The organism is Nocardia elegans NBRC 108235 (assembly GCF_001612845.1).
GTDB lineage: Bacteria > Actinomycetota > Actinomycetes > Mycobacteriales > Mycobacteriaceae > Nocardia > Nocardia nova.
Genome location: NZ_BDBF01000045.1, coordinates 46,426 through 71,964 on the forward strand (window position 1 = coordinate 46,426; position 25,539 = coordinate 71,964).

A 25,539-nucleotide genomic window follows, 5' to 3' on the forward strand; every position below is an offset into this window, starting at 1 on the left:
CGTAGTAACCTGTCTGGCGTGTGTTCGGGCGGCAGATTGGCTTGTGTCGGTGCACGGTTGATACCGGAAAGGATGCGCCGATGACGACGACTCTCGCCACCGGATCCGGTGCGGAATTCACGTCGTGGCTGCGCGGCAGCGGGCTCGAGATCGTGCTGCTGATCGTGGGCGCGATGCTGTTCAGCCGCTTCGCCACCTTCGTGCGTGATCGCATCACCCGCCGCATCGACGCCGGTTTCCAGAGCAGCGATTCGCTGGTGCGCACCGAGGCCGCCAAACATCGCCATGCGCTGGCCCAGGTCATCACCTGGGTGGTGCTGTCCATCGTCTACTTCCTGGTGTCGCTGGAAGTGTTGCAGCGCTTGGGCTTTCAGCTCGGCGGTCTGGTCGCTCCGGCCGCGGTGCTGGGTGCCGCGCTCGGTTTCGGCGCCCAGCGCATCGTGCAGGACCTGCTCGCCGGATTCTTCCTGATCACCGAGCGGCAGTACGGATTCGGTGATGTGGTGCGCATCGCGGTCACCGGGCAATCCGAGCCGGCCGAAGGTACCGTGGAGGACGTCACGCTGCGGATCACCACCTTGCGCAATCCGGACGGGGAGGTCATCACGGTGCCCAACGGGCAGATCGTGAAAGTGACCAATCTGTCGAAGGATTGGGCCCGCGCGGCGATCGATGTGCCGGTGCCCGCCACCGCCGATATCACCAAGGTCAACGAGATCCTGCACGAAGTGGGCGCCAAAGCATTTCAGGATCGCCGCCTGAAATCGCTACTGCTGGACGAACCTACGGTGATGGGTCTGGAAGATCTCACCGTCGACCAGATGAACATTCGGATGGTGGCCCGCACACTGCCGGGTAAACAATTCGACGTCGGACGCGAGCTGCGAGTGCGTGTCGCCGCGGCGCTGCGTCGGGAGGGTTTGAGTGAAACCGCGTAAATCGACCGCGATCCTGGTCAGTGTCTGGGTCGCGACGCTCGTGCTGTATCTGTTCGTGAAACCGGCCACGCCGGACCATTCCGGTTTCAACATCGCGAATACCGTTTCCGGTTCCGCGCTGACGACCGCGCCGGCCCGCTGACCTCTCTGTGACAAGTCGCATGCTCCGGAGTGGGCCGGGGTGTGCCATGACTTCGCTGGCTACACTGGCACCTCGTGATCACCCTGCGGAACGTCACCAAGTCATATAAAACCTCGACGAGACCCGCGCTGGACAATGTTTCGGTCGAGGTCGACAAGGGCGAGTTCGTCTTCATTATCGGACCGTCCGGGTCGGGTAAATCGACGTTCATGCAACTGTTGCTGAAAGAGGTCAAGCCGACCACCGGCGAAGTGCATGTCGCGGATTTCCGGGTCGACCGGTTGCCGGGACGGCGGGTGCCCAAGCTGCGCCAGCGCATCGGCTGCGTCTTCCAGGATTTCCGGTTGTTGCAGCAGAAGACGGTCGAACAAAACGTGGCGTTCGCGCTCGAGGTGATCGGCAAGAATCGCAAATTCATCAATCGGGCGGTGCCGGAGGCGCTGGACCTGGTGGGTTTGTCCGGTAAGGCGGATCGCCTGCCGACCGAGCTGTCCGGCGGTGAACAGCAGCGGGTCGCGATCGCCCGCGCGTTCGTGAACCGGCCGCTGGTACTGCTCGCCGACGAACCCACCGGCAACCTGGACCCCGACACCAGTCAGGACATCATGATGTTGCTGGAACGCATCAACCGCACGGGCACCACGGTGCTGATGGCCACCCACGACAATCACATCGTCGACGCCATGCGCCGGCGCGTGGTCGAACTCGATCGCGGCCGCCTGGTCCGCGACGAGGCCACCGGCGTGTACGGGGTGGGCCGGTAATGCGCGCGAGCTTCCTCTTCGGTGAGGTCTTCAACGGCCTACGCCGCAACGTCACCATGACCATCGCGATGATCCTCACCACCGCGGTCTCGCTCACCATGCTCGGCGGCGGCATGCTGGCCGTCCGGATGGCCGACAAGACCGAGCAGTACTTCCTGGACCGGCTCGAGGTGCGGCTGTACCTGACCGAGGACGTCTCGGCCAACGATCCGGACTGCTCGCAGGACCCGTGCAAGGCGCTGATGTCGGCGCTGAAGTCCGAGCCCGGCGTGGAATCGGTGCAGTTCCTCAATCGCGAGGAGGCGGTCCGGGAAGCGAAGGAGAAGACCTTCAAGGATCAGCCGGAGCTGGCCAAATACGTCAGCGAGTCACCCCTGCCGGCCTCGCTGCGCGTCAAGATGACCGATGCCTCGCAGTACCCGCGCATCTTCAAGGACTTCCAGGGCAAACCCGGCGTCGGGTTCGTGCGCAACGACAAGGACATCGTCGACCGGCTGGTGAGCCTGTTCGACGGCCTGCGCAACGCGGCCTTCGGCCTGGCTGTGCTGCAGGCCCTGGCCGCCCTGCTGCTGATCGCGAATATGGTGCAGATCGCGGCGTTCACGCGCCGTGAGGAGGTCGGCATCATGCGTCTGGTCGGTGCGACGCGCTGGTACACCCAGCTGCCGTTCCTGCTCGAGGCGGTGGTCGCCGCGCTGGCCGGGTCGGTGCTGGCGGTGATCGGACTGATGATCGCGCGGCCGCTGGTCATCGACCGCGCCCTCGGCGACCTGTTCGCGTCGAAGGTCTTCCCGCGCATCACCGGCGACGACATCGCGGTGGTGGCGCTGACCGTGGTGCCGGTCGGCATCGTGTTCGCCGCGCTGACGGCCTACGGCACGCTGCGCTACTACGTGCGCGAATAGGGTCGTTCCGGGTTCCAGCCGGAGCAGAGCAGGTCGATGGCATCGATGCGGTCGCCGGCGTCGGCGAAGAGGTGCTGTTCCGCGATTCGTGCGGGCGCGTCGGTGTCGATCGGTCGCATGCGGACCCGATACCGCAGATACAGTTTGTCGCCGACCCGCCCGGCCTCGCAGCCGAGCATCTCGAACGCGTCCGGCCCGGCGAACCAGTGCCGGAACCGGCCCACTGCGGCATCGGCGGTATCGGTCTCGAAGGGACCCGGCGGGATCAGGCCGCGCATCCGGACGTCCGGTGCGAGGCAGTGCGACAGCGCGGTGAAGTCGCGGGCGGTCAATGCGTCGAGGAATCGGTCGGCTACCGGCCGATCCGTGGGGGTGGGTGTGATCGTGGTCATATCTTTTTCTACGGCCGCGCGGGCGTCCGCACATCGGGCGAACAACCGATCTTGTGCGCGGCACACGCGGGCGCGCGCCGATCGGCGTTCAGTCGGCGCCCACCAGGCCGTGCCGCATGGCGAACATCGCCGCGGCGCCCCGGGTGGTGACGCCGATCTTCGTGTAGATGTGCTCGATATGGGTGCCCGCCGTGCGCGGTGTGATGGACAGTTCCGCCGCGATCTCCCTGTTCGACCGTCCCCGCACCAGCAGCTGTAATACCTCGATCTCCCGCGCGGTCAGGCCGGCGATCCGGCGTATTCGGCGCGGAGTCCGTTGCCCGGCGGCCGCCAGCACCGCGCGGACCGCTTCGGAGTCCAGCCGGCCTGCGGCGACCTCGTCTTTCAGGGTCGCGCAGCGCTGATCGAGGGCCACGGCCGCGCGGTACGGACGTTCCTCGCCCAGCGCCTGGAAGGTCTCGGCGGCGGCGATCAATCGCGCCGACGGGGGGATCGCCGCACCCGACACTCCGCGCGGATAGCCGGAGCCGTCCATCCGCTCATGGCACATACCCGCCACCGTGCCGAGCCGGCGCAGCCGCGCACACCGCGACAACACGCGCTCGGTGAGATAGGGGACCATCCGGACCCGTTCGAATTCCGCCGCCGACAGCGCGGTGGTCTTGTTCCAGATGCCGGTGGAGACACCGGTCACGCCGAGTCTCGACACCAGTGCCGCCCGCGTCACCTCCGCGGCCTCCCCGCTCGACATCCCGGATCGCAGCGCGGCGGCCCCGGCCAGGGCAGCGGTCGCGCGGGTGTGGCCCAGGAACCACGGCGACTTCAGGTCGGCGTAGTCGGCGAAGATCTCCAGGACCTCGGTCAGCTCATCGTCGGGCACCCAGCGGTCCAGCGCGGCGCAACCGTCGATGACGGCACTCCAGGCATCGACGGCATCGATGTCGTCGAATATCTCGGGCCGTCGCTCGCACAGCGCCACCAGCTCCGGATCGAATTCGGTACCGCTGCGCGAACGCAACATCTCGACCGCCGCGGCGGGGCCGCCGAACCGGCAGAAGACCTCGGCGTCGTCGGCGATCTGCACCACCCGCATCACGGGGACGATGCGCGCACCCGCGAGCCTGTTCGGCACCCCCTTGCCGTCCCATCGCTCGAACGCCTGCGGCAACGCGGCACACACCTCGTCCTGCAACCGCAGCCGCTCCGCGATATCGGCCGTCGTCTGACAGTGGGTGACGAAGGAGTGCATCGCATCCCGGAACCCGCCGGTCAGAAACCGGCCGGTCAACGCCATCCGTCGCATCGGTGACAACCCCGGCCCGATATGGCTCAGCAGAAACCCCATCATCGGCAGGCCGGCCTTGTCGATCCGATAGCTGTCCGCCCGGACCACCCGATCGTCGCCGAACCACTGCGCCATCTCGTGCGAATCCGCGACGCACCCCACCCAGGCGAGCAGCGACACATAGAACGCGGCGGCCTGCTCCGCACCGGAGAACCCGGCCGCCCGCGCCAGCCGCGTCGCGATCACCGTCTGCCGCAGCACATGCTCCTCCGGCTGACCCAGACCGAGATCCGTGGCCAGCGACAGCGACGCGACCAGCTCGGCCAGCCGCAACCCTACCGGCGGGGTGCCCATGGAGTAATTGTGCTGTATTTTCGGCCTCCGCTTCGCTGCGGCGGGGGTGCGCGGTCTCCGAGTGCGCTCCTATTCGGTTCCGGGGTGTCCGTCCTCAGGTTGGAACCGAGGTTGGGGGCATTTGCCCGCTGGGGCGGCGGGATCTTCGTGTACGGGGTGCGGCTGTGGATTGGGGGTTCGGATCGTCGGTGGGGGTCCGTAGGATGGCTGGCGTGAATTCCCCGGAGACGCTCGAGACGGCCGACGCTTCGTCGCGCACTGTGGAAACCGATGCGGCGCAACAGATTCTGCAGCGTGTGTTCGGGTACGACAGTTTCCGGGGATTACAGCGCGAGATCGTCGATCAGGTCGTCTCCGGGGGCGATGCACTCGTTCTGATGCCTACCGGCGGCGGCAAGTCGCTGTGCTATCAGATTCCGGCGCTGGTGCGGCCGGGGGTGGGCGTGGTCATCTCGCCGCTGATCGCGCTGATGCAGGATCAGGTCGACGCGCTGACCGCGCTCGGGGTGCGGGCCGGATTCCTCAACTCCACCCAATACCCGGACGAGCGGCGCACGGTCGAGGCGCAGTTCGTCGCCGGGGAACTGGATGTGTTGTATCTGGCGCCGGAGCGGTTGAAGCTCGAATCGACCGCGGAATTGCTCGATCGCGGCAAAGTATCCGTGTTCGCCATCGACGAGGCGCACTGTGTCTCACAGTGGGGCCACGACTTCCGGCCCGACTATCTGGCGCTGTCGGTACTGCACGAACGCTGGCCCGACGTGCCGCGGATCGCCTTGACCGCCACCGCCACCGAGGCCACACGCCGCGAGATCGCCGAGCGGCTCGACCTCACCGGGGCGAAGCATTTCGTCGCGGGTTTCGACCGGCCCAATATCCAGTACCGGATCGAACCGAAGAATCGCGCCGATCAGCAACTGCTGTCCTTCATCCGCACCGAACATCCGGGCGAGGCGGGCATCGTCTACTGCCTGTCTCGCAATTCGGTCGAGCGAACAGCGGAATTCCTGTGCCGCAACGGAATCGAGGCGGTGCCCTATCACGCCGGTCTGGACGCGCGCACCCGCGCCACCAACCAGGCCAGGTTCCTGCGCGAAGACGGACTGATCGTCGTCGCGACCATCGCCTTCGGGATGGGCATCGACAAACCCGATGTGCGGTTCGTCGCACATCTGGATCTGCCCAAGTCGGTGGAGGGCTACTACCAGGAGACCGGTCGCGCCGGCCGCGACGGCCTGCCGTCCACCGCCTGGATGGTCTACGGCCTCAATGATGTTGTGCAGCAACGCAAGATGATCGACTCCTCCGAAGGCGACGCGGCGCACCGGCGCCAGTTGCAGCTCCATCTGGATGCGATGCTCGCGCTGTGCGAGACCGTGCAGTGCCGCCGCACCCAGCTGCTCAACTACTTCGGCCAATCCGGTGACACCTGCGGTAACTGCGACACCTGCCTGAATCCGCCGGAATCCTGGGACGGCACGGTCGCCGCGCAGAAGGTGCTCTCGGCGGTGCTGCGGCTCAAACGCGAACGCGGGCAGAGCTTCGGCGCCGGACATATCGTCGACATTCTGCTCGGGAAGTCGAATCCGAAAGTGTTGCAGCACAAGCACAACGAGTTGAAGGTGTTCGGCGTCGGCGCCGATCTGCGCGATACCGAATGGCGCGGCGTGATCCGCCAGCTGCTCGCCCAGGGCCTGCTCGCGGTGCACGGCGAATACGGCGTGCTGACCCTCACCGAAGCCAGCGACGAGGTGCTGTTCAAGAACCGCACGGTCCTCATGCGCCGCGAGCCGGAACGCGTGAAGCCACCGCGCGCGGCCAAGGCGAAGGCGGCGTCCCGCCTCGCCGCGGCCGAGCTGGCGCCCGCGGCGGCCGACCTGTTCGAACAGCTTCGTGCCTGGCGTGCCTCGGTCGCCAAGGAGCAGGGCGTTCCCGCCTACGTCGTCTTCCACGACGCCACCCTGCGCGATATCGCCGGCCGTGCCCCCGCGACCCTGGCCGAACTCGGCGGCATCAGCGGAATCGGTGAGAACAAGCTCGCGAAGTACGGCGAGGGCGTCCTCGAAGTGGTCGCGGGATTCGATGCGGGTAGCTCGGGCGATGCGGCGGAGGCGCCGGCCTCACGTCTGAACCGAGCCGAGCGACCGGCCGGCCGGCGCGGCTCCTCCCGCGCAGCCGCATCGGGTGCCCGCTCGCGCCCGGAACCGTCTCGCGGCCCCGTCACACGCTCGAGGTTCGAGGCCGCGGAACCGGTAGCCCCGAACGATTCGGTGAACTGGGACATCCCCGACGCCGATTTCGAGCCCCCGCCGGACGACTTCTACTGAACCGCTCGGTGCGCCGGCCTGCCCGCTCACCAGCGCGGACGAAGGTTGCGATCGCCGTGCGCCCCGGTGTCGACCGCCACGCCGCCTCGGGGGTGACGCCCGTTCCACGTTTATCCCTCCGCGCGGCGCGGGTAACCGTCTCGCCGTGACACATGGGCAGGACGGAGTGATCGAGACCAACGGGTCGCCGAAGTACCACGACCCGGCTTCAGACGCCGATTGGGCCGTCTCGGCCACGCCGGATCCTTCCCGGCTCGGGGTGCGGCCCCTGGGCCGGATCGGAATGACCCGGCAGTTGCGACGAGCCCGCACCGGCATGCGGCCCTCGACGCTGGCCCTGATCACTGTCTGGATTGCCGTCTTGGCGCTGTATCTGGCGGTGCGACCGGGCGGATAGCGGTAGCGTGCCGCTATGTCCCACGACCATCACGACGACCGCTCCGATCAGTCGTCGGATTCCGGCCCCGGCGGCGATCCGCCGGATGCCGCGAAACCCGGACCTCGCCGCACCCGAGCGGATTCGGTCGAGGCCGGGTGGCTGCGCCCGCACGCGAACCCGCTCGGTCGCCCGCGGCTGACGACCGTGGTGCTGCTACTCGCGTGGATCGCCTTGCTGATTCTGTATCTGCAGGTCCGCCCCGGCGGCTGACCGCGCGTCAGCGGTCGGCGCTCACCCGCTCCCACATCATCGCGTTCTGCCAGCCGTAGCGCTGAAAGGCCCAGTCCTGCACGGTCTTTGCGACGAGCTCGAAGGCGGGGGAGTGCGGGGTTCCCCAGCGCGCGGTGTCGCGCACGCTGGCGCGGAACTGCATGCCCGGCCCGCCCCCGCCGTATTCGACGATATAGCCGCGACCGTCGTCGGGATCGATGCGCCGATCCATCTCGACGCGCAGATAGTGTTGGGCCGCAGGCGAACCCGGGCGTTCGACGACGAGTTGGGGTTCTCGGTAATCCAACTCGGCCAGGAGGTCGTGTAGTTGCGCATCGGTCGGGTCGTCGAGTACACGATCCGAGGCGGTGCTCACTCTGAATCTGGGTACCGTTGTCACGCAACCATTTTGCGCGCTCGCTCGGTGATGGGCACACAAATTCGGTTCCCGGCGGTGGGGATGTCCGCATTCGTCCGCTGCCGCCGCCTTCCGGTGCGGTGGTTTCTCCCGCGACACCGGCTCCCGTGCGGCGCGGGCGGGTTGCCGGAGACCGGCCGACCGTGAGACGGATCACGGCATGTTCCGCGCCGGAATTTCGTTTTCCTTCTGTTCGGCGGCCGTGTAAACCGGACAGGTCCGTACGCTCAGCGGGCGTCGAGGCACAATGACAGCGTGGAGCGCCGCCGAGCTGCGCGGAGTCGAGGGAAAGGTGTTCATGAAGGAGAAGGGGCGCAAGGTCATCGCCACCAACCGCAAGGCGCGGCACAACTACACGATCCTCGACACCTACGAGGCGGGGATCGCGCTGGTCGGTACCGAGGTGAAAAGCCTGCGGGAGGGTAAGGCGTCGCTGGTGGACGCCTACGCCACCATCGACGACGGTGAGGTGTGGCTGCGTGGCCTGCACATTCCCGAATACGGGCACGGCACCTGGACCAACCACGCCCCGCGCCGCACCCGGAAACTGCTGCTGCACCGTCGCGAGATCGACAAGCTCACCGGCAAGACCAAGGAGAGCTCGCAGACGCTCGTGCCGCTGTCGATGTACTTCACCGACGGCAAGGTGAAGGTCGAACTGGCGCTGGCCAAGGGTAAGCAGGACTACGACAAGCGCCACGACCTGGCCCGCCGCACCGCGGAGCGCGAGGTGACGCGCGAACTCGGCCGGCGCGTGAAGGGCATGCGCTGACCGGCGGGAATGTATGAAGGCGAAGTGATGTTAATATGAACAGCCCGGCCCACCAGCCGGGTGTTCAACTGAGTTGACTACGGGGCTGATCGGTTTCGACTGCGTACGTCGATTCAGGGGAAGCGTGTCGGTGCAGGCAGGAGACCACCGTAAGCGTCGCTGTAACCCAATAAGCGCCGATTCTCATCAGCGCGACTACGCTCTCGCTGCCTAAGCAGTAGAGCGTGTCTGTCAGTCCGGGTTTGCTCTCGGCCCGGGTACTGGCATCAGCTAGAGAGCTCTACCGTGCGGCTCGGTCGCGGAGTCGTACGGGACATCGAACAGCGACTGGGATCGTCATCTCGGCTTGTTCGCGTGACCGAGAGATCCGAGTAGAGGCTCAGCGAACTGCACACGGAGAAGCCCTGAAGAAGCGGCGGAGGACCCGGGTTCAATTCCCGGCAGCTCCACGACAGGCCCCTCACCTGAGCCCCAGGTGAGGGGCCTTTTTCATTCACGAGGGTAGAACTGAGGTCGTGACGCGGTATGCATACGACGCGGGGGCCGGCGCACTTGTCGCGACTTGGGGAACCGGTGGGGGAGACGTGGCCGAGACCATCGCGCCCCTGTCACGGACGGTCGAACCCGAGGTCGCGCTCGCGCTGGCGGCGGCGTTGACGAAACTGTCGGAGTATCAGTGGCGGACCTACACGCATCCGGCGTCGGCGGCGGGGGATCCGGAGGTGCCGAACAGTGTGGCGTGGCATCGGGCCGAGGAGCGCAATCGGTTCCGTGAGGTGGAGGCGGCTGTCCGGGAACCGAATCTGCCGGACGAGGACGGGATGATGGCGGTGTCCTACAGCGTGGTCGAGGAGGCGGCGCATCGGATCGGGCGGGTGGCGCATCTGATCGGTGATGCGACACTGGTGGACGCGCTGGTCGCCGAGGTGCGGACCGAACAGGCGGCGATCGAGGCCGCGGAACTGGGCGATCTGTCCGGACGAGCCCGGCAGGCGGTGGAGTTGTCGCGGGCGGACATCTCGCCGGTGCAGGTGCACGCGGCCGATGCGCTGCTGTACGCCGACCCGCTCGCCTCTCTCGACCGGTTCACCGATATCGACCCGGCCGCCGCCGCGGTGGCCGCCGCGCGCTGGCTGTACCTCGCCGCTCAGGTCGCGGCCGAGGCCGCCGAGGTGCATCCGGTGCACGTGGTCGCGGAGGCCGACAATCTCGAGGCGCTGCAGGTGGAGACGCCGACTCTGGTGCTGGAGCGGTTGTGTGCGGGCGAGAGCCCGACCGCCGTGGTGGTCGACCTGATCGCCGACGCGCTCGCGGCTGCCGAGGGCCGGGTGCGCAACCCGGTCCGGATCGTCGAGGCCGCCGAGGCGATCGAAAGGCGCTTGCGCGGAGAGGAACTCGACGAGGAGGGCCTGACCGCGCTCACCGACGAATTCCGGATCTCCTGCCTCGATCCGGCCCGTCCGGCCGTCGATCTGCTGGAGGATTTGCTGGACGCCATCCGCGGCTGCCGGCTGCTGTACTGCGAGGAATACGAGTCGGGGTTCGAGGACGCGGTGCGGGCCGAGGCCGACGATCAGCGCCCGCCGGTGCTGTAGTCCGGTCGGGCATCGCCACAGCGGCCCCTCACCGTGCATCGCAGGTGAGGGGCATTCCGATGCGGACGAGGGTGGCGGCGTCAGCCGAGAAGCCCCAGTTGCTGCAGGTGGGTTACGTCGTCACGAACGCCCCAGTGCTCGACGACGCGCCCGTGCTGGTCGAACCTCATCCAATGCATCTGGCGGAACCGGAATGTTCGGCCGGTTGGGGCATTGCCCATGAACTCGCCGACATGGGTTCCGCTGTACCAATTGCGTCCGACGACCACGTCGCCCGCCGCGGTGAAATCCTCGAATTCGGTTCGGCCATCGGGAAATGCGGACCGCAGCATCGACACCAATGCCTTGACGGGCGCGGTGCCGTGGCGGTGAGCCTCGGGGGCGGTGTGGTTGATCATGTTCGGATCGAAGAGCTCGTCGATCAACTCGAGTCGTCCCTCGTCGAAGATTTCGCCGTAGATGCGTCGCATCGCGGCGATGTTGCGTTGCTCGATGGTGCCGACCATTGCCGTGTCTTCTGTTGCCATGTCTCGATCGTCCGATCCGAACGAGTGGCACGGCCATCCCTACTTCCTGGGATTCTGCGATGCCCCGGGGGGCGCTACCGTTCCTCCGTGAGTGAAACACGGCTGGCGCGGGAAGTGGTGCGCCTGAGCCACCAGGGACTCGGGCTCGACGAGCTTCGCTACGCGCTCGATGCGGCAGTGGGCCGCGTGGTCTCGTGGGATATGGCGGCCTGGTCGACGACAGACCCCGCCACGCTGTTGTTCACCAGCTGCGTGGTCAGCGGACGGGAGGAGGACCCGCGGACCGAGGCGGCCCTCTTCGACAGCGAGTTCCGTATTCCGGACATCAATACGTTCGGGGCGCTGGCGGCCGCGTCTCCACCGGTCGCGACGCTGTACGCGGCGACGGGCGGTGAACTGCAGCGCTCGCCGCGATGGCGCACGGTGCTCGCGCCGCTCGGCGTGATCGACGAGATCCGGGCGGCGTTTCTCGACGGTGGGAGCTGCTGGGGAACGCTGGTCGGATACCGGACCCACGGAAATCCGTTCGGACCCGACGATGTTCGGGCGATCGCGCAGGTTGCGCCACTGATAGCAGACGGCTTGCGCCGCGCGATGCTGCACACCGCGGTGGACCGTGCGATCGACGAGGTGGCCGGCCCCGGTATCGCGATCGTCGATCCCGAGGGCACACTCGGCGACGTCACCCCGGCGGCCCAGCGCTGGCTTGCGGAAATCGCCGAACCCGGGGCGGTTCCCAGCGTTTTCCGCTCCATCGCCGCGGCCGCTCGATCGGCGGCCGCCGGATTGTGCGAGCGCCCCGCGCACGCGCGGTTACCCCGACGCGGCGGCGGGTGGATCCTCGTGCACGGATCGGTACTCGCCGGTTCGGGCCAGATCGCGGTGATCGTGGAGAGCGCTGCGGAAAACCACCTCTCGGACGTCCTGGTGCGCGCCTACGGCCTGACGTCGAGGGAGCGCGAAATCACGGAACTGGTGCTGAGGGGCGCGTCGACGGACGCGATAGCCCGGCAACTGTTCATCTCGGCGTACACCGTCCAGGACCACGTCAAGTCGATCCTCGCGAAGTCGAACATCCGCAGTCGGCGAGACCTCGTCGCGACGTTCTACGGACGCCACTACGCGCCGCTGACTACGGCCGGCGCGATTCCGAGCCCGTACGGGTGGTACTTGCCGACGGAGCCGGGTACGGAATCGGAGGCTCGTTCCGCTCAGGCGCCGGGCTCGCCGTAGGCCGCCGCGATCTCCTTCGATCCACTCCACCGGCTGTAGGTGGGCGATTGTGGCCATCCCTCGGGGGAGTCCTGCCATTCCTCCTGCCGGCCGTAGGGCAGCAGGTCGATCAGGGCGAAGGTGTAGCCGAGCTGTTCGGTGCCGCGGCCGTCGGTGTGCCAGGTGCGGTAGACGGTGTCGCCGTCGCGCAGGAAGACGTTGACCGCGAAGCCGCCGCCGGGAGGTGCGCCGACATCCGCGCCGAAGGAGCTGTTCGCGGTGGAGTACCAGCTCATTGTGTTGCCGACGCGCCGCTTGTAGGCCAGCGCCTCGTCGATCGGCCCCTGGGTCACGATGACGAAGCGGGCGTCCCAGTTGTCCAGGAACTCCAATCGGGTGAATTGCGAGGTGAATCCGGTGCAACCGGGGCATTGCCAGGTTTCGCCGGGAAACCACATGTGGTTGTAGACGATCAGCTGCGACTTGCCGTCGAAGACGTCCGCCAGCCGGACCGGTCCGTTCTCGCCCTCGAGGGTGTAGTCGGGCATCCGCACCATCGGCAGGCGGCGGCGCGCCGCGGCGATCGCGTCCAATTCCCGAGTCGCGGCCTTCTCCCGCATTCGCAGCGCGTCGAGTTCACGCTGCCAGGTCTCGGCGTCGACGACGGGTGGCAGTGCTGTGGTGCTCATGGGTCCTCCCTGACCGTTCTCCCGGATTGCGAGCTGTAGATACAGACGCGATACGGCTCCGGAACTCATCGGTCGCGGCCCGTCGATTCACGAGCGGGTGCGGCGGAAGGTGGTGCGGTAGTCCCCGGGGCGCTGACCGGTGTGTTCGGCGAACAGGGCGGCGAAGGTGCCCGCATCCCGGTAGCCGACGGCGCCGCAGATATCGGTGATCGTGCGGTCGGTGGTTTCCAGCAGGTGCCGGGCGCGGCGCACGCGGGCGGACTGCAGATAATCGAGCGGGCTGCGCCCGGTCTCGTCGGCGAAGCGCCGCAGCAGGGTGCGGGTGCTGACGTGGAAGGCGCACGCCAGTGCGGTGAGGTCGTAGCGTGCGGTGAGATTGCGGTCGAGGTGACGCATCACCTTGCGGGAGAACGTATTTCCGGGCTGTGGCAGCAGCCGCGCGTCGACATACGGGGTCTGGGACGAGCGGGCGTCGTCGACGAGGGCGATCCGCGCGGTGGTCCGCGCGACCCGCGCGCCGCTGTGACGTGCGATGAGGTCCAGTGCGAAGTCGTACATGGCGCTGAAGGCGGCCGTCGTCGTCACACCGCGGTCGGTGACGACGAGTCGATCGGGCCGGATATCGGCCTCGGGGCACTGCTGCGCGAGTTCGTCGGCGAACAGCCAGGCCGTGGTCGCCTTCCGGCCCGCGAGCAGCCCGGCCCGGGCGAGCAGGAACGCACCCACACAGATCGATACGACGGCTCCGCCCGCGGCGGCATGGGCGCGGATCGCCGCGATCTCGGCGGTGAGCGGTGGCAGCCGGGCATCCGGAGCCAGACCCGGAACGAGTTCGAAGCCCGGCACCACGAGGATATCGACCTCGCGCAACGGCGAAACCGACAGTGCCACACCGCCCGACGCCACCACCCGGCGCCGCGGCGAGATCACGGTCACCTCGTAACCGGCGCGATCCGGACCGGCGACATGCGCCGCCATCGTCAGCAGATCGGGAATCCCGAACACCTCGGAGGCGAAGCAGCCCGGATACGCCAGCACACCCACTCGATACGCGCTCACCACCCGCCTCCTAGTCCGATGGCGAGATTACCCCCGAACATGGCGATCCCGCCGATCGCTTTCCCGCCGATTCCGGCCGAGGCTGACCACATGGATACCGACGACAACCCGATCGCCGCTTTCGCACCCCGCCTGGTTGACGTGGACGGGGTGAGCAAGACCGTCTACACGGCCGGATCCGGCCCGGCCGTGGTGGTGATGCCGGAGATGCCGGGCATCAGCCCCGACGTCCTCCGGCTCGCGCGCTGGATCCGCGACGCGGGGTTCACCGTCTACCTCCCCTCGCTGTTCGGCGTCGACGGCGCCTATCCCACGGTCGAGGAGGGCGCCGAAGTAGTCCGCCGCGCGTGTGTGAGTGCCGAATTCCGCGCGTTCGCGGGCGGCGGCACGAGTCCCGTCACCCGATGGCTGCGCGGGCTCGCGCGGCTGGCCCACGACGAATGCGGCGGTCCGGGAGTCGGCGCGCTCGGCCTGTGTTTCACCGGCAATTTCGCGCTCACCATGACGCTCGAACCGTCCGTCGTCGCCCCGGTGGTGAATCATCCTTCGCTGCCGTTGGACGATCCCGCCGGCATCGAGGTGAGCGACGAGGACGCGGCCGCGATCCGCGAGCGCATCCAGCGCGACGGTCTGACGGTCCTGGCCTACCGTTTCGACAACGACCGCTGGTGCACCGGCCGTCGCTTCGCCGCCTACCGGGCGCTGCTCGGCGACGCCTTCGACGGCCGCGTGCTGCCGGGCGAATCCGCCAACCCCGCCCCGCCGCCGTTCTTCCGCGACGTGGTCCAGACCCCGCACAGCATCGTCACCGCGCATTTCGTCGACGAGCAGGGCCACCCCACCCGCACGGCCCGCGACGAAATTCTCGAGTTCCTCAGCGCACGCCTGCATACCTCGGCGGAGTAGCGCCGCGATGGCGGGCGTACGTTCCGGCCGCCCTGCCCGGTAGCCGACCGCCCGCCGGCATCGGCGCGTTCCGGCGAGGCCTGCCGATGTGGGCGTAGTTGAGTACAGTCCCGGGTACTCGAAAGGCGACGGGGAGCGCAGACGCGGGGGAGGGGCGACGCATGCCGGATGTACGAGGCGACGTTCGCAGGATCCAGAATCTGCTGCGCCGGGTGACCGTGCCCGACGAGCGACCGCGGGTGCTGCCGGTGCTGTTCCGCTACCGCAAGACCAGGCGAACGCCGCCGCCGATCGTCTGCCTGATCAGCAGCGCCGCACCGCTTTCCGCGGATGGCCTGCTGCGTCGCTGCGGCGACTGGCTCGCCTCCCCGGGCAGCCGCCGCGCCGTTCCGCGTGCGGTGGTGCAGATTCCGAAACTCGAGCCGTCCACGCCGGATCGCCCACCGGACGGCCCCGACGAGCTGGATCCGCGTTTCCTGGCCCTGCTGCAGGAGCTCTACAAGTGCTTCTCCAGTGACGATACGGCCATGGGGCCCATACCCTTTCCGCGCTACCGCACCGCCGATTGGCTGATGCGGCAACGGCTCGAGGGTGCCGCGACCGAGGCGTCGGCGCAATTGCGCGAGCGGTTGCCGGAACTGCTGCGCCGTGGTCCGGCCGCCGAGCATTCGACCACGGCACTCGGCGCGATCGGAGGAACCGTATCCCGGGTGCTGACAGTGGTGCTGTCGATGTGGCCGATCGTGCGGTTGTGGCTGTTCGTGAGTTCGCATGTGCCGGGGTTGTCGCCGGTGAGCTATTGGTTCATGCATCAGCGCTATCTGACGCCACGGCTGTCGAACAGTTTCGTCGGATTCGGGGTGCGTCTCGCCGAGCCGATGCGCCGGCGGGAGAACAACGAGCAGATCGCGAAGTTGCTGGTCAACGCCTTTCTGGAGGATCTGCGTGTCGCTTATCGCCGGAGGCTGTGGCGTCCGTCGGGCTGGCGTCGCACCGCATATCCGGTGGCGCTGCTCGATGGCGTCGAACCGGGGGACAGCGCTGCCGGCCTGATGCGCTACGTCAACGAGATCCGCAACGAGACCGGGCTTTTCGATCCGCTCGCGCTGATCTCGCGCATCGAGGATCCCGCCGAGCAGCCGCACCTGCACTTCGAATCCCTGGACTCTCGCGATGATCCGCTGAGCTCCTGGCAGGCCGATATCGACGGGCGCCGTCGCCGCCGCCGTACGGACAGCTGGTATCTCAGCCTGCCCCTACCGGATTCGTTGTCCGGCACGCTCGAACCGTTCGAGCACGCCGAGCTGGCGCAGCCGCCGGCGCCGCCGTGGGCGGCGCGACGGTCGGTGGTCACCGTGATCGCCCTGCTTCCCGTTGCCGCCCTGGTAGCCGCGACGGTCACGGCCGTCCAGCCTCGCATCGCCGTCGGATGCACCGCGTGGCCGTGGCACGCGGGTGTCGATGTCGTGGTTCGCGGAACCGAATGCATCGGCCTGAGTGCCGGTGCCGCACAGGTTTTCGCCGACGACGAGGAACTCGCCGAGATGGAGCGCGAGGTGTTCCGCGAGAACACCGTGGCCGCGCGGTTGCGCCACGACAATCCCCGTCGCCCGCTCGTCACCCTGATCTACTTCGCCGGGATGACCTACACCGACCGCAACGTGCGCTACCCCCACGCACAGGCCGAGGAACTGGCGGGCCTGGCGGTTCAGCAGCGGCGGGCGAACAAGCAGAACGGCGAATCCGAACCGCTGCTGCGCATCGTGATCGCGAACGGCGGATCGACCATGCGATACGCGACCTGGGTGGTCGAGCACCAGATCAGCCGGCTGGTGCGGTCGGATCCGACCGTGGTCGGCGTGATCGGACTCGACCGGAGCACGGCCGAAACCCGCAGAGCCATCGCGCGTTTGGGGGAGCTGGGGGTTCCCACGATGGCGACCACCCTGTCGGCCGACGGGCTCGACGCCGTGTCGCCCACCTACTTCCAACCCGTTCCCGACAACCACGCTCAGGCCGAGCTCGTCGCGGAGTACGCCGCGGGCGCGAGGAATGCGGACGGCACCCGCCGCTACGACAAGGTGACTGTCTACGCACCGACGGATCGCGACGACATCTACGTGCGGACTCTGGCCGACGACCTGAAAGTGGTACTGGCGCAGCGACATATGCTCGGCGACGTCTACACGTGGTCCGAACAGCAGCAGATCTACGGTCTGCCGCTGCCGTGCGCGCCGGCGGACCCCGACGTGGCGCGGACGCTGTTGTTCTTCGCCGGCCGCAATCCGGATTTCGGGCCGTTCGTCAACGTGGCCGCTCAGCACTGCGGTGACGCCCCTCCGCCGATCCTGGCCAACGACACCGCGACCCGCGCGGTGTCGGACAAGCTGGTGCAGAATGCCGCGCCGATCGGATTTCCGGTCCGCTACGTCGCCAAGGGTGTACCGGCGCTGCTGGCGGGCAGCAATTGCGTGCGCGACGGCGCGCCGAACCGCATGGAGCACGCGGGTCTGAGCCTGCGCAGCCTGTGCGCGGAGCTGACGCAGTTGCGGCGCGACCTGCCGCATTTTCACGAGAGCTGGCCCGGCGACCGCACCGGAATCACCTTCGACGTCGCCGAACTGTTCCTCCGGGCCGTGCAACGTAATCGGTCCCGGCCGGAGCGGTCGGCGGCGGACGGCACGATCGACCGCGCGGCCATCGGCCTGGAACTGCGGCGTCCCGATCTCGACGCCGACACGATCACCGGCAAGCTGCGTTTCGACGGCCCGGGCGGAATCGCGACCGGCGCTTCGATCGGCGTGCTCGTCACCTCGGATCTGAACGATCCCGACCTGCCGCCGAAATGCCTGGTGATGTATCCGATCGCACCCGAGCGCGGCGCGCCCACCGGCTGTCCCGCCGGCACCGAGAGCGACGGTGAGAAGTGGGAGCAACCCACGGGCTGAGGCACCGCGCAGGTCAGGGCGAGCAGGGCGGCGCCGGGCCGGTGCGGTAATAAGGATCCATGGAGGCCTTCTATCGACCCGATCCCTCGGATCCCGCGCTGTTCCACTCCACCGAGCTGACCCGGGGTCCGTGGTCGCCGGACGCGCAGCATGCGGGGCCGCCGTCGGCGCTGCTCGGGCATGTGATCGAGCGCTGTGAGCCGCGGCCCGGTTTCCGGGTCGGGCGGGTGGCGGTCGAGATTCTCGGGCCGGTCCCGATCGCACCGCTGCGGGCCGAGGCGCGGGTGGTGCGGCCGGGGCGCAGCGTGGAGTTGATCGAGGCCACCGTCGCCACCGACCGTGGACCGGTGTTGAAGGCGAACGCGTGGCGGCTGCGGGTGGCCGATCCAGAGGTCGAGGTGCCGCCGGATGCGGTGGCGGCCGGCGCGTATCCCGGGCCGGACACCGTGGCACAGAGTGGGGAGTTCCCCAGCAATCAGCCTGTCGGATTCCACACCGGAATCGACTACCGCTTCGTCGCCGGCTCCTTCCAGCAGCCGGGTCCGGCGGTGTGCTGGATCAAGCTGCGCTATCCGATCGTCGCCGGAACCACTCCCAGTCCCCTGGAGCGGACCCTCGCGGCGGCCGATTCCGGTAACGGCGTGAGCGCGGTATTGGATTGGGAGCGTTACCTTTTCATCAATACCGACCTGACCGTCACACTGCATCGGGAACCGGTGGGGGAGTGGGTCTGCCTGGATGCGGTGACCTATCCGGAACGCAGTGGGATCGGGATGGCCGAATCCCGGCTCTACGACGAGAAGGGTCCGGTCGGCCGCAGCACCCAGACTCTGCTGATCGGCGACCGGTAGACGGGCGCCGGATTCTTCCCGCCACGGGCGACCCCGAATCCCCCGGCTACCGTGGCGACGTGGACGAGTGTGGCGCTCGCAGGGCCGGAACCTGTTGATGTCGAGGGTGTTTCGTTGGACAGCGGCCGTGCTGGCGGTGGCGGCCGTGCTCGTCACCTCCGGTGCGGCGGTTCCGTCGCCCGTCACGGGCATGGACCGCTTCTACCGCCAGCAGGCCAACTGGAAGCCGTGTGGTCTCGACACCTTGGACGCGGTCGGCGGTTCCTGCGCGGCTGTGCGGGTCCCACTGGACTACGCCGACCCCGACGGCCGCACCCTGAACATCGCTATATCCCGGGTGCCGGCGACCGATCCGGACCGCAGGCGTGGCGTCCTGCTGGCCGATCCCGGCGGGCCCGGGGCCTCGGGGCTGGACACGATCGATCTGCTGGGAGACGTTCTGGCGCCGGAGGTTCGGGCGCACTACGACCTGATCGGCATGGACCCACGCGGTGTCGGGCGGTCCGATGGCGGCCGGAGTTGCGGCTGGCCGATCGGTGAGATGATCCGCTCCGCCGGGGTCGGGCTGGACGGATTCCTGGCCGACACCGCCCGCGCCGCGCGTCTGGCGATGGCTTGTCTGGCAGGCGATTCCGCCGCGCTGCGGCAGGTGACGACCCGCAACACGGCTCGCGATATGGAGGTGATCCGGCGCGTCCTCGGGGAACCGGCGGTGAGCTATTACGGCGTCTCCTACGGCACCTATCTGGGTGCCGTGTTCGCGCAGATGTTTCCGCGGTCGGTCGATCGCATGGTGCTCGACAGTGCGATCGATCCGGACCGGTACTGGACCGGGATGGTGCGTGACTGGGGCGCCGCCGACGAGGCGGCACTCGACGACTGGGCCGACTGGGCCGCCCGGCACGACCCGGACTATCACTTCGGCACGACGGCCGCGCAGGTCCGCGCCACCGTCGAACAGCTGGTGAACGACCTCGCTCGCCGGCCGGTCACGGTGAACGGCTTCGCCGTCGACGATCATTGGCTGCCGTTCCTCCTGCACAACCTGCTGGGCAACTTCCGGCTGAACGGGAAGGCCGCCGACACCGTCGCCGAGTTGCGGGCCGCGGTGAGCGGGACGCCCGTCGCCGACCACACACCCTGGCTGGCGGATACGCTGGATACCCTTCGGCACTACGAGGATTCGGCACTGGCGTTCGTCGCCTGCGGTGACGATGCCGCGCCCGGCGATCCGGCGCGATACTGGTCGGAGATCGAGGAACGTCGCGCCACACAGCCGATATTCGGCGCACTGGCGGCGAACATTCAACCCTGCGCCTTCTGGCCCCCGCCCGTGGAAAGTGCTACCACAGTGCGGAATTCGGTTCCGGCATTGATCGTGCAGGCGACCGGTGACCCGCGCACGCCGTACGATCATGCCCTCGCCCTGCATCGTGATCTGAGCTCGTCCCGCCTCGTCACACTGGCGAACGTACGGATCCACATGACATTTCGTCCCGGCCTCAGCCGCTGCGTCGGCGCGGCCATCAACGGGTACTTCGCCGACGGGGTATTGCCGGCGGCCGATGTGGTGTGCACGCCCGACACCGAAGCAGAGCCGTAACGCGCTGTCCTGAGGGCCGTTTCGCCCGAGTGGTCGCCCGGACGCGGAAAGGCCCGGCTTCCGAAGAAGCCGGGCCTGTCGCTACGCGAAATCAGCGCGGCGCCATGCGGATCGCGCCGTCGAGCCGGATGGTCTCACCGTTGAGCATCGGGTTCTCCACGATGTGGCGGGCCAGGGCCGCGTATTCGGTGGGGTCGCCGAGGCGGGCGGGGTGGGGCACCTGCGCGCCGAGGGCCTTGATGGCCTCCTCGGGCAGGGTGGCGAACAGCGGGGTGTGGAACAGGCCCGGCGCGATGGTGTTCACGCGGATGTTCACACTCGCCAGGTCGCGGGCGATCGGCAGGGTCATGCCCACGATGCCGCCCTTGGAGGCGGAATAGGCGGCCTGACCGATCTGGCCGTCAAAGGCCGCGACCGAGGCGGTGTTGATGATGACACCGCGCTCCTCGCCCTCGAGTTCGGCGGCGGCGATGCGCTCGGCGGCCAGCCGGATCACGTTGAACGTGCCGATCAGGTTGACGTTGATGATCTTGGTGAAGTCGGCCAGCGGGAACGCGCCCTTCTTGCTGACCGTCTTGATCGCATTGCCGATACCGGCGCAGTTCACCGCGATCCGCAGGGTGCCCAGCTGCGCGGCGGCATCCAGCGCGGCGCTCACCTGCTCCTCGTTGGTGACGTCGGTCGCGGCGAAGACCACACCGTCGCCCAGCTCCTTGGCGATCGCCTCACCGTTGGACGACGGCAGGTCGATGATCACCACCTTGGCGCCCTGGCCGTGTAGTTCCTTCACCGTGGCCAGGCCCAGACCCGACGCGCCACCGGTGACCACGGCGACCGCATTCTCGAGCTTCATACGAGGTCCTTTCTGATCGGTATCGGCGTCAGACTAGTCGCCGCACCACCGACAAGTAAATAGCGGTTCGCCTCCGCGCTCGCTGGTGAGCTGGAGGTGATCCGCAGTTCGTTCTCTGGTTATACCAGCTCACGGCAATCTCTCCGGGTTGTTCCGGTCGGTCGCGCAACCTGGATGTTCTGCCGAGTTCGCTATCTATCGCTGGCCGGGCAAATACTAGAACATGTTACAGTTTCGGTGGAAGCGGCGGCAACCGCCGTGGTCGGGGCCAGGGTCTCCCGCAGTGCGGAGATCGCTGCGGTGACGGCCGCGCCGCCGGTGGTCCACGCGGTTCCGGCGGGCTGGGTGGTGAGTACGACGACCACGAATCGGCCGGGCTGGGCGGGATCGGCGGACACCAGACCGGTCGTATTCAGCGTCGTGGAGTCGTCCAGCGTCATCCAGCCCTGTTTGATCGCCCAGTCCGTCCCGGTGAGGGCGTCGGGGATGCCGAAGTACTGATCGGTTCCGTCGGCGGCGGTGTCGACCACGTCGATACCCACCCGACTGCCGGGTTCGGCGGTGAGGATCGCATTCCGCATCTGCTGCGCGGGCGTGTTCGGCGAAATCGGCTGGGCCGCAGTGGTTGTCGCACCCGCCGCCGCCGGTGCAACGGCGCCGACGGTGGCCGCCACCGGGCCGACGGTGGCGGAACCGGGATGTGCCGAGGCGGTTCCGGTCGACATGCGAACCACCGCGATCCCCGAAATCGCGGATACGACAGCGAATGCCGCGACAGCCGGTGCGCACCGGCGCGGACGACCGGACAGAATGCTCATATCTTCCAGAAACCGCGCGCAGCTGTGTGCAGCTCGAGGGCCGGTTGGTAGAACGCTGTCGGTTCACCGTGCGGTCGCTTTCGGGCGTGTTGGTGGACTCGGGCCCGTTCCCTGCGCCACGATCGTCGGGTGACCAAGAGCTCCTACCACCACGGAGATCTGCGGGCCACGCTGCTGACGGCGGCGGCCGAGCAGATCGCTGCCGACGGTGTCGACGCGGTGTCGCTGCGAGCGCTGGCGCAGCGCGCCGGCGTCTCCCATGCCGCGCCCGCTCACCATTTCGGCAATCGGCAGGGCCTGCTCACCGCACTCGCGATCCGCGGATTCGAGCTGCTGGCCGAGGAATTGCGCGGCTCTCGTGACGATTTCCGGGAGATGGCGGTCGCCTACATCCGCTTCGCGCGGCGCCACCCCGGACATTTCGACGTCATGTTCCGCCACGACCTGCTGCGCGTCGACGATCCTGAGCTGATCGCGGCCCGCACCGTATCCGGCGAGGAATTGCGTTTCGGGGTGGCCCAATTGGGTGTCGCGGAATCCGCGCGACCGGCGACCGAGCTGGCCGCCTGGTCGCTCGTGCACGGCTTCGCGTCGCTGTGGCGCGAGGGCGCGCTCACCGACTCCGATCTCGGCGGCGCCGATCCCGAACAGCTGGCCCGGCAGATGGTCGCCACCGTCGACTTCGTCGGTGCGAAAAAGTAACGACTACAGGGTGTTTCGGCTCAGCGCTCGTGGACCATCTCGGCGACCCGTCGCTGAGCTTCGGTCGCGTCGGTGTCCACGATGGCATCGGTGGTGGCGGTTTCGCTCCGGCCCGCGAGCAGATCGCGGATTTCGATCAGCAATTCGGTTTGGGTCGGGACGGCCTTCTTCTTGCGGCTGAACCGTTTCTGCAAGGTGTTCATCGGAAGAATGAGCACGAAATACAACACCGTCGCCACCATGAGGAAATTGATTCCCGCACTGATGATCGGGCCGACGGCGATGAATGTGGCCGGTTTTCCGGCGACCAGTTGCACGCCCAATCCGAGCTGCCCGTTGGTTCCCACGACCGCCAGCAGCGGCTCGACGATTCCCTTCGTCACCGAGGTGACGATCGCGGTGAAGGCCGTACCCATCACCACCGCGGTCGCCAATTCGATGACGTTGCCGCGCATCAGGAAGTCTTTGAACCCTTTGAGCATCTCAGCCTCACGATCGATCCGAACACATCAACGCTGTCTCGGACCGGCAGTCTAACGGCGAGCAGCGAACTAGCAGCAACTCGATGTGGGCTCGATCACGTGTTCGGATCCGAATCCGTCGGTGCCGGCCGATACCATTTCGGTGTGGCCGAGAATTCGCCGGAGCTTTATCGAGAACGCCGTTCGCGGGCGTCCTCGGGCGCGATCGTGTGGCAGCGGCAGGTGACGGGGGAGTCGGCCACGGTGTTGCCGGACGGGTGTATGGATCTGCTCTGGCTCGGTGGCCGGCTGCTGGTGGCCGGGCCGGATACCCGCGCCTATCACAGCGGTGCCGCCGCGCAGACCGTGTACGGGATTCGCTTCGCACCGGGTACGGCTCCGGCCCTGCTCGGCGTTCGTGCGCCGGAGCTGCTGGATCGCCGGGCCGAACTGGACGAGGTGTGGTCGTCGCGGCGGGCCCGCGCCATGGCCGACGTGGTCGCGGCGGCGCCGGATCCGCTGCGCGGACTCGAGGAGGTGGCCCGGCGCTGTGCGGCGGTGACCGCCCCGCCCGACCCGGTGGTGGCGCAGATCGTGCGCCGGCTGGACGCGGGGGAGACGGTCGCGGCCACGGCCGACACGCTGGGCCTGGGCGCGCGACGACTGCATCGGCTCTCGGTCGCGGCCTTCGGATACGGGCCGAAGATGCTGGCCCGCGTGCTGCGGATGCGCCGGGCTCTGGATCTGAGCCGCACCGGCATCGGTTTCGCCGAGACCGCGGTGCTGGCCGGATATGCGGATCAGGCCCATATGAACCGGGAGATCCGGGCCCTGACCGGGCGATCTCCCGGCCGTATCCGAGGGGCCGCCGCGCGCGCCGAGGAGTATCAGCCCAGCGGCGCGTACAGGTCGACGCCGTTGCCGTCGGGGTCGTGCACGGTGGCGTAGCGCTGGCCCCACACGGCGTCGAAGGGCTTTGCCTCCCCGTGGTATCCGTCCGCGACCAGTTCGTCGAACAGCGCGTCGACCTCGGCCGCCGAACCGCATTCGACGGCGAGCCCGATCCGGCCCGCCGCGGCGTTCCACTGCCGCGCGACGCCGGCGTCCTGTGCGATGTTCTCCTCCGAGTCGAGCATCAGCCGGAATCCGCCGGGTAGCGGAGCTTCCACGTGCCCACCACCGACGACCTCGCCGAATTCGAGACCGAGTCGCCGGTAGAAGTCGAGTGCGGCCGTCAGATCGGAGACGACCACGCCGATTGCGTTGAGTTGAGGTGCCATGGCGTCACCGTAGAGCGCCGCGGCCGGTGTCGTCTTGAACGAATCGGACGGCGTGGCTGGGTTTGTCACAATTCGGGATCGAAGGCCCGGTGACCAGGATCAATCTATTACCGCAACGTGCTGACCACCACAATCGGAGTGAATTTCGGTCGAAACGCTGGTCGGAGTGATTAGCGTTTCCCGCAACGTGTTCGGGGACGCGAATCAGGGCAGGAGGGATATGGGTACCGACCAGACATTGCTGCATCGTTTCGTGATCTCGCAGATGACCGCCGCCGGGATCGATCGTGACCGACTGCTGCGCGAATGCGAACTACCGGAATGGACACTGGCCGGTGGAGGCGTTCATGTGCCCGCGCGGGTCTTTTCCCGGTTATGGGAGATCGGTGAGAATTGGCTCGACGATCCCGACGTAGCGCTGCACGTCGCCAGCAGATATCAACTGGCCGCCACGCGGCTCTACGACTATCTGTTCGCCAGCGCGCCCACCGTGGGCGCCGGACTGGCGACCTGTGGTCCGTACGTCACCGCGGTCACCACCAATCACCGCTTCGATCTGGTGGTGGAGAACGAGGCCGAGACCACGCTGTACCTGGACATGATCGAGGGCGACGGGCGCGGACGCGAACTGGTGCAGCTGTGGGGACTGGTCGCCGTGCTGACCCGCGCCCGCCGCGTGGTGGCCGCGCCGTTCGACCCGGTCAGGGTATCCCTGCGACAGCCGGCTCCGCGTCGCCGGGAGACGTTCGCCGAGGTATTCGGTTCGGCGGTGGTGGAATTCGGTGCCCCGGTGGATTCGATGACCTTTCGGTCGGCCGATATGGATCTGCCGCTGACCACCGCCGATCCGGTGCTCGCGGAGGTGTTGCAACCGCTGGCCGCCGCGTTGCCGCCGCCACCGCCGCTGGCCTCGGCCTGGCCTGAGCGGGTATCGCGGGCGTTGGCCGATGCCTTCACCGACGGTGAGGTATCGCTCGAGCAGGTGGCACGGCGGCTCGCCATCAGTCCACGCACCCTGCAGCGGCGGCTGTCCGAGGCGGGGACCACGTGGCGGCGCGAGTTGGATCGAGCCCGCCTGGCGCGGGCCCA

The 25,539-nt window shown here is 67.9% G+C and carries 27 protein-coding genes and 1 other RNA gene; 18 read left to right on the plus strand and 10 right to left on the minus strand.

Annotation, left to right across the window (positions count from 1 at the left end):
- Positions 1-80: 80 nt before the first annotated feature.
- The 4 genes from NE2_RS27205 to ftsX all read left to right on the plus strand — a co-directional run bounded on the left by NE2_RS27205 (position 81) and on the right by ftsX (position 2,749).
- A complete protein-coding gene (locus NE2_RS27205) occupies positions 81-938 on the plus strand; it encodes a mechanosensitive ion channel family protein (RefSeq protein WP_063013854.1) in 858 nt (285 codons plus the stop codon).
- Positions 925-1,080, plus strand: a complete 156-nt coding sequence (locus NE2_RS36000; protein WP_157110973.1) for an Rv3103c transmembrane domain-containing protein — start codon at positions 925-927, stop codon at positions 1,078-1,080. Before NE2_RS27205 ends, NE2_RS36000 begins: the two co-directional genes overlap by 14 nt.
- A gap of 74 nt (positions 1,081-1,154) precedes the next feature.
- Positions 1,155-1,844 (plus strand): cell division ATP-binding protein FtsE, encoded by a 690-nt coding sequence (gene ftsE / locus NE2_RS27210; protein ID WP_039780105.1) that lies wholly within the window; start codon positions 1,155-1,157, stop codon positions 1,842-1,844.
- The gene (gene ftsX / locus NE2_RS27215) at positions 1,844-2,749 is read left to right on the plus strand and encodes a permease-like cell division protein FtsX (protein WP_030515485.1); all 906 of its coding nucleotides are present in this window, start codon (positions 1,844-1,846) and stop codon (positions 2,747-2,749) included. Before ftsE ends, ftsX begins: the two co-directional genes overlap by 1 nt.
- On the opposite strand, the gene NE2_RS27220 is transcribed toward ftsX, so the two are convergent.
- Together NE2_RS27220 and NE2_RS27225 are read right to left on the minus strand one after the other, a co-directional pair.
- Positions 2,734-3,141 carry a nuclear transport factor 2 family protein gene (locus NE2_RS27220; RefSeq protein ID WP_063030684.1) on the minus strand — a complete coding sequence of 136 codons (408 nt, stop codon included), beginning with the start codon at positions 3,139-3,141 and terminating at the stop codon, positions 2,734-2,736. The two genes, ftsX and NE2_RS27220, sit on opposite strands and share 16 nt — an antisense overlap.
- Before the next feature lie 88 nt (positions 3,142-3,229).
- A complete protein-coding gene (locus NE2_RS27225; protein WP_063030686.1) occupies positions 3,230-4,780 on the minus strand; it encodes an HD domain-containing phosphohydrolase in 1,551 nt (516 codons plus the stop codon).
- A 203-nt stretch (positions 4,781-4,983) separates the two neighbouring features.
- On the opposite strand from NE2_RS27225, the gene recQ reads away from it, so the two are divergent.
- From recQ to NE2_RS27240, 3 genes are all read left to right on the plus strand, one after another.
- Positions 4,984-7,107: a DNA helicase RecQ gene (recQ, locus tag NE2_RS27230; RefSeq protein ID WP_063030688.1), complete on the plus strand. Its 2,124-nt coding sequence runs from the start codon at positions 4,984-4,986 to the stop codon at positions 7,105-7,107.
- 145 nt (positions 7,108-7,252) lie between these two features.
- Positions 7,253-7,504, plus strand: a complete 252-nt coding sequence (locus NE2_RS27235; protein ID WP_146165177.1) for an Rv3103c transmembrane domain-containing protein — start codon at positions 7,253-7,255, stop codon at positions 7,502-7,504.
- Between the two features lie 15 nt (positions 7,505-7,519).
- Positions 7,520-7,756 carry a WLR motif membrane protein gene (locus NE2_RS27240; protein ID WP_030515490.1) on the plus strand — a complete coding sequence of 79 codons (237 nt, stop codon included), beginning with the start codon at positions 7,520-7,522 and terminating at the stop codon, positions 7,754-7,756.
- Positions 7,757-7,763: 7 nt separating this feature from the next.
- On the opposite strand, the gene NE2_RS27245 is transcribed toward NE2_RS27240, so the two are convergent.
- Complete coding sequence (locus NE2_RS27245) at positions 7,764-8,132, minus strand: hypothetical protein (protein ID WP_030515491.1); 369 nt, start codon at positions 8,130-8,132, stop codon at positions 7,764-7,766.
- Positions 8,133-8,472: 340 nt separating this feature from the next.
- Between NE2_RS27245 and smpB the strand changes: the two genes are divergently transcribed.
- From smpB to NE2_RS27260, 3 genes are all read left to right on the plus strand, one after another.
- The gene (smpB, locus tag NE2_RS27250) at positions 8,473-8,946 is read left to right on the plus strand and encodes an SsrA-binding protein SmpB (RefSeq protein WP_040720876.1); all 474 of its coding nucleotides are present in this window, start codon (positions 8,473-8,475) and stop codon (positions 8,944-8,946) included.
- 81 nt (positions 8,947-9,027) lie between these two features.
- Positions 9,028-9,398: a transfer-messenger RNA gene (gene ssrA / locus NE2_RS27255) on the plus strand.
- Between the two features lie 63 nt (positions 9,399-9,461).
- Positions 9,462-10,541 carry a hypothetical protein gene (locus NE2_RS27260; protein ID WP_218018672.1) on the plus strand — a complete coding sequence of 360 codons (1,080 nt, stop codon included), beginning with the start codon at positions 9,462-9,464 and terminating at the stop codon, positions 10,539-10,541.
- 80 nt (positions 10,542-10,621) lie between these two features.
- On the opposite strand, the gene NE2_RS27265 is transcribed toward NE2_RS27260, so the two are convergent.
- A complete protein-coding gene (locus tag NE2_RS27265; protein WP_084494363.1) occupies positions 10,622-11,068 on the minus strand; it encodes an ester cyclase in 447 nt (148 codons plus the stop codon).
- An 87-nt stretch (positions 11,069-11,155) separates the two neighbouring features.
- Between NE2_RS27265 and NE2_RS27270 the strand changes: the two genes are divergently transcribed.
- Positions 11,156-12,301: a helix-turn-helix transcriptional regulator gene (locus NE2_RS27270; RefSeq protein ID WP_146165178.1), complete on the plus strand. Its 1,146-nt coding sequence runs from the start codon at positions 11,156-11,158 to the stop codon at positions 12,299-12,301.
- Here the strand turns inward: NE2_RS27270 and NE2_RS27275 are convergent.
- Both NE2_RS27275 and NE2_RS27280 read right to left on the minus strand, forming a co-directional pair.
- Positions 12,280-12,969: a DUF899 domain-containing protein gene (locus tag NE2_RS27275; protein WP_063030698.1), complete on the minus strand. Its 690-nt coding sequence runs from the start codon at positions 12,967-12,969 to the stop codon at positions 12,280-12,282. The genes NE2_RS27270 and NE2_RS27275 overlap by 22 nt on opposite strands.
- 87 nt (positions 12,970-13,056) lie before the next feature.
- Positions 13,057-14,028 carry a GlxA family transcriptional regulator gene (locus NE2_RS27280; RefSeq protein ID WP_063030733.1) on the minus strand — a complete coding sequence of 324 codons (972 nt, stop codon included), beginning with the start codon at positions 14,026-14,028 and terminating at the stop codon, positions 13,057-13,059.
- 90 nt (positions 14,029-14,118) lie between these two features.
- Here NE2_RS27280 and NE2_RS27285 point away from each other — a divergent pair, with 90 nt between their 5' ends.
- The 4 genes from NE2_RS27285 (at position 14,119) to NE2_RS27300 (ending at position 20,336) form a co-directional block, all read left to right on the plus strand.
- Complete coding sequence (locus NE2_RS27285; protein WP_063030735.1) at positions 14,119-14,934, plus strand: dienelactone hydrolase family protein; 816 nt, start codon at positions 14,119-14,121, stop codon at positions 14,932-14,934.
- A gap of 161 nt (positions 14,935-15,095) precedes the next feature.
- Complete coding sequence (locus NE2_RS27290; RefSeq protein WP_063030700.1) at positions 15,096-17,882, plus strand: ABC transporter substrate-binding protein; 2,787 nt, start codon at positions 15,096-15,098, stop codon at positions 17,880-17,882.
- Positions 17,883-17,941: 59 nt separating this feature from the next.
- On the plus strand, positions 17,942-18,733 hold the full coding sequence (locus NE2_RS27295) for a thioesterase family protein (RefSeq protein ID WP_063030702.1): 792 nt from the start codon (positions 17,942-17,944) through the stop codon (positions 18,731-18,733).
- Between the two features lie 97 nt (positions 18,734-18,830).
- Complete coding sequence (locus NE2_RS27300) at positions 18,831-20,336, plus strand: alpha/beta fold hydrolase (RefSeq protein WP_063909498.1); 1,506 nt, start codon at positions 18,831-18,833, stop codon at positions 20,334-20,336.
- Between the two features lie 91 nt (positions 20,337-20,427).
- Here the strand turns inward: NE2_RS27300 and NE2_RS27305 are convergent, their stop codons facing one another.
- Both NE2_RS27305 and NE2_RS27310 read right to left on the minus strand, forming a co-directional pair.
- Positions 20,428-21,189, minus strand: coding sequence for a 3-hydroxyacyl-CoA dehydrogenase (locus NE2_RS27305; protein ID WP_063030706.1), 762 nt, complete (start codon positions 21,187-21,189; stop codon positions 20,428-20,430).
- 191 nt (positions 21,190-21,380) lie between these two features.
- On the minus strand, positions 21,381-21,914 hold the full coding sequence (locus NE2_RS27310) for a hypothetical protein (protein WP_146165179.1): 534 nt from the start codon (positions 21,912-21,914) through the stop codon (positions 21,381-21,383).
- Positions 21,915-22,136: 222 nt separating this feature from the next.
- Here NE2_RS27310 and NE2_RS27315 point away from each other — a divergent pair, with 222 nt between their 5' ends.
- A complete protein-coding gene (locus NE2_RS27315) occupies positions 22,137-22,709 on the plus strand; it encodes a TetR/AcrR family transcriptional regulator (RefSeq protein ID WP_063018322.1) in 573 nt (190 codons plus the stop codon).
- Positions 22,710-22,729: 20 nt separating this feature from the next.
- Here NE2_RS27315 and mscL read toward each other — a convergent pair whose 3' ends face one another.
- On the minus strand, positions 22,730-23,191 hold the full coding sequence (mscL, locus tag NE2_RS27320; protein WP_063030710.1) for a large conductance mechanosensitive channel protein MscL: 462 nt from the start codon (positions 23,189-23,191) through the stop codon (positions 22,730-22,732).
- 144 nt (positions 23,192-23,335) lie between these two features.
- On the opposite strand from mscL, the gene NE2_RS27325 reads away from it, so the two are divergent.
- The gene (locus tag NE2_RS27325) at positions 23,336-24,118 is read left to right on the plus strand and encodes a helix-turn-helix domain-containing protein (protein ID WP_063030737.1); all 783 of its coding nucleotides are present in this window, start codon (positions 23,336-23,338) and stop codon (positions 24,116-24,118) included.
- Here NE2_RS27325 and NE2_RS27330 read toward each other — a convergent pair.
- Positions 24,058-24,450: a VOC family protein gene (locus NE2_RS27330; protein WP_084494366.1), complete on the minus strand. Its 393-nt coding sequence runs from the start codon at positions 24,448-24,450 to the stop codon at positions 24,058-24,060. The genes NE2_RS27325 and NE2_RS27330 overlap by 61 nt on opposite strands.
- Positions 24,451-24,670: 220 nt before the next feature.
- Between NE2_RS27330 and NE2_RS27335 the strand changes: the two genes are divergently transcribed.
- On the plus strand, positions 24,671-25,539 hold an 869-nt coding region (locus NE2_RS27335), incomplete at its 3' end, for an AraC family transcriptional regulator ligand-binding domain-containing protein (protein ID WP_063030718.1).

Bases quoted from the DNA above. Each gene is read 5' to 3' on its own strand.
- NE2_RS27205 (WP_063013854.1), top strand. From the start codon at position 81: ATGACGACGACTCTCGCCACCGGATCCGGTGCGGAATTCACGTCGTGG.
- ftsX (WP_030515485.1), top strand. From the start codon at position 1,844: ATGCGCGCGAGCTTCCTCTTCGGTGAGGTCTTCAACGGCCTACGCCGC.
- NE2_RS27220 (WP_063030684.1), bottom strand. From the start codon at position 3,141: ATGACCACGATCACACCCACCCCCACGGATCGGCCGGTAGCCGACCGA.
- NE2_RS27225 (WP_063030686.1), bottom strand. From the start codon at position 4,780: ATGGGCACCCCGCCGGTAGGGTTGCGGCTGGCCGAGCTGGTCGCGTCG.
- recQ (WP_063030688.1), top strand. From the start codon at position 4,984: ATGGCTGGCGTGAATTCCCCGGAGACGCTCGAGACGGCCGACGCTTCG.
- NE2_RS27240 (WP_030515490.1), top strand. From the start codon at position 7,520: ATGTCCCACGACCATCACGACGACCGCTCCGATCAGTCGTCGGATTCC.
- smpB (WP_040720876.1), top strand. From the start codon at position 8,473: ATGAAGGAGAAGGGGCGCAAGGTCATCGCCACCAACCGCAAGGCGCGG.
- NE2_RS27265 (WP_084494363.1), bottom strand. From the start codon at position 11,068: ATGGCAACAGAAGACACGGCAATGGTCGGCACCATCGAGCAACGCAAC.
- NE2_RS27275 (WP_063030698.1), bottom strand. From the start codon at position 12,969: ATGAGCACCACAGCACTGCCACCCGTCGTCGACGCCGAGACCTGGCAG.
- NE2_RS27285 (WP_063030735.1), top strand. From the start codon at position 14,119: ATGGATACCGACGACAACCCGATCGCCGCTTTCGCACCCCGCCTGGTT.
- NE2_RS27290 (WP_063030700.1), top strand. From the start codon at position 15,096: ATGCCGGATGTACGAGGCGACGTTCGCAGGATCCAGAATCTGCTGCGC.
- NE2_RS27295 (WP_063030702.1), top strand. From the start codon at position 17,942: ATGGAGGCCTTCTATCGACCCGATCCCTCGGATCCCGCGCTGTTCCAC.
- NE2_RS27300 (WP_063909498.1), top strand. From the start codon at position 18,831: ATGTCGAGGGTGTTTCGTTGGACAGCGGCCGTGCTGGCGGTGGCGGCC.
- NE2_RS27305 (WP_063030706.1), bottom strand. From the start codon at position 21,189: ATGAAGCTCGAGAATGCGGTCGCCGTGGTCACCGGTGGCGCGTCGGGT.
- NE2_RS27310 (WP_146165179.1), bottom strand. From the start codon at position 21,914: ATGTCGACCGGAACCGCCTCGGCACATCCCGGTTCCGCCACCGTCGGC.
- mscL (WP_063030710.1), bottom strand. From the start codon at position 23,191: ATGCTCAAAGGGTTCAAAGACTTCCTGATGCGCGGCAACGTCATCGAA.
- NE2_RS27330 (WP_084494366.1), bottom strand. From the start codon at position 24,450: ATGGCACCTCAACTCAACGCAATCGGCGTGGTCGTCTCCGATCTGACG.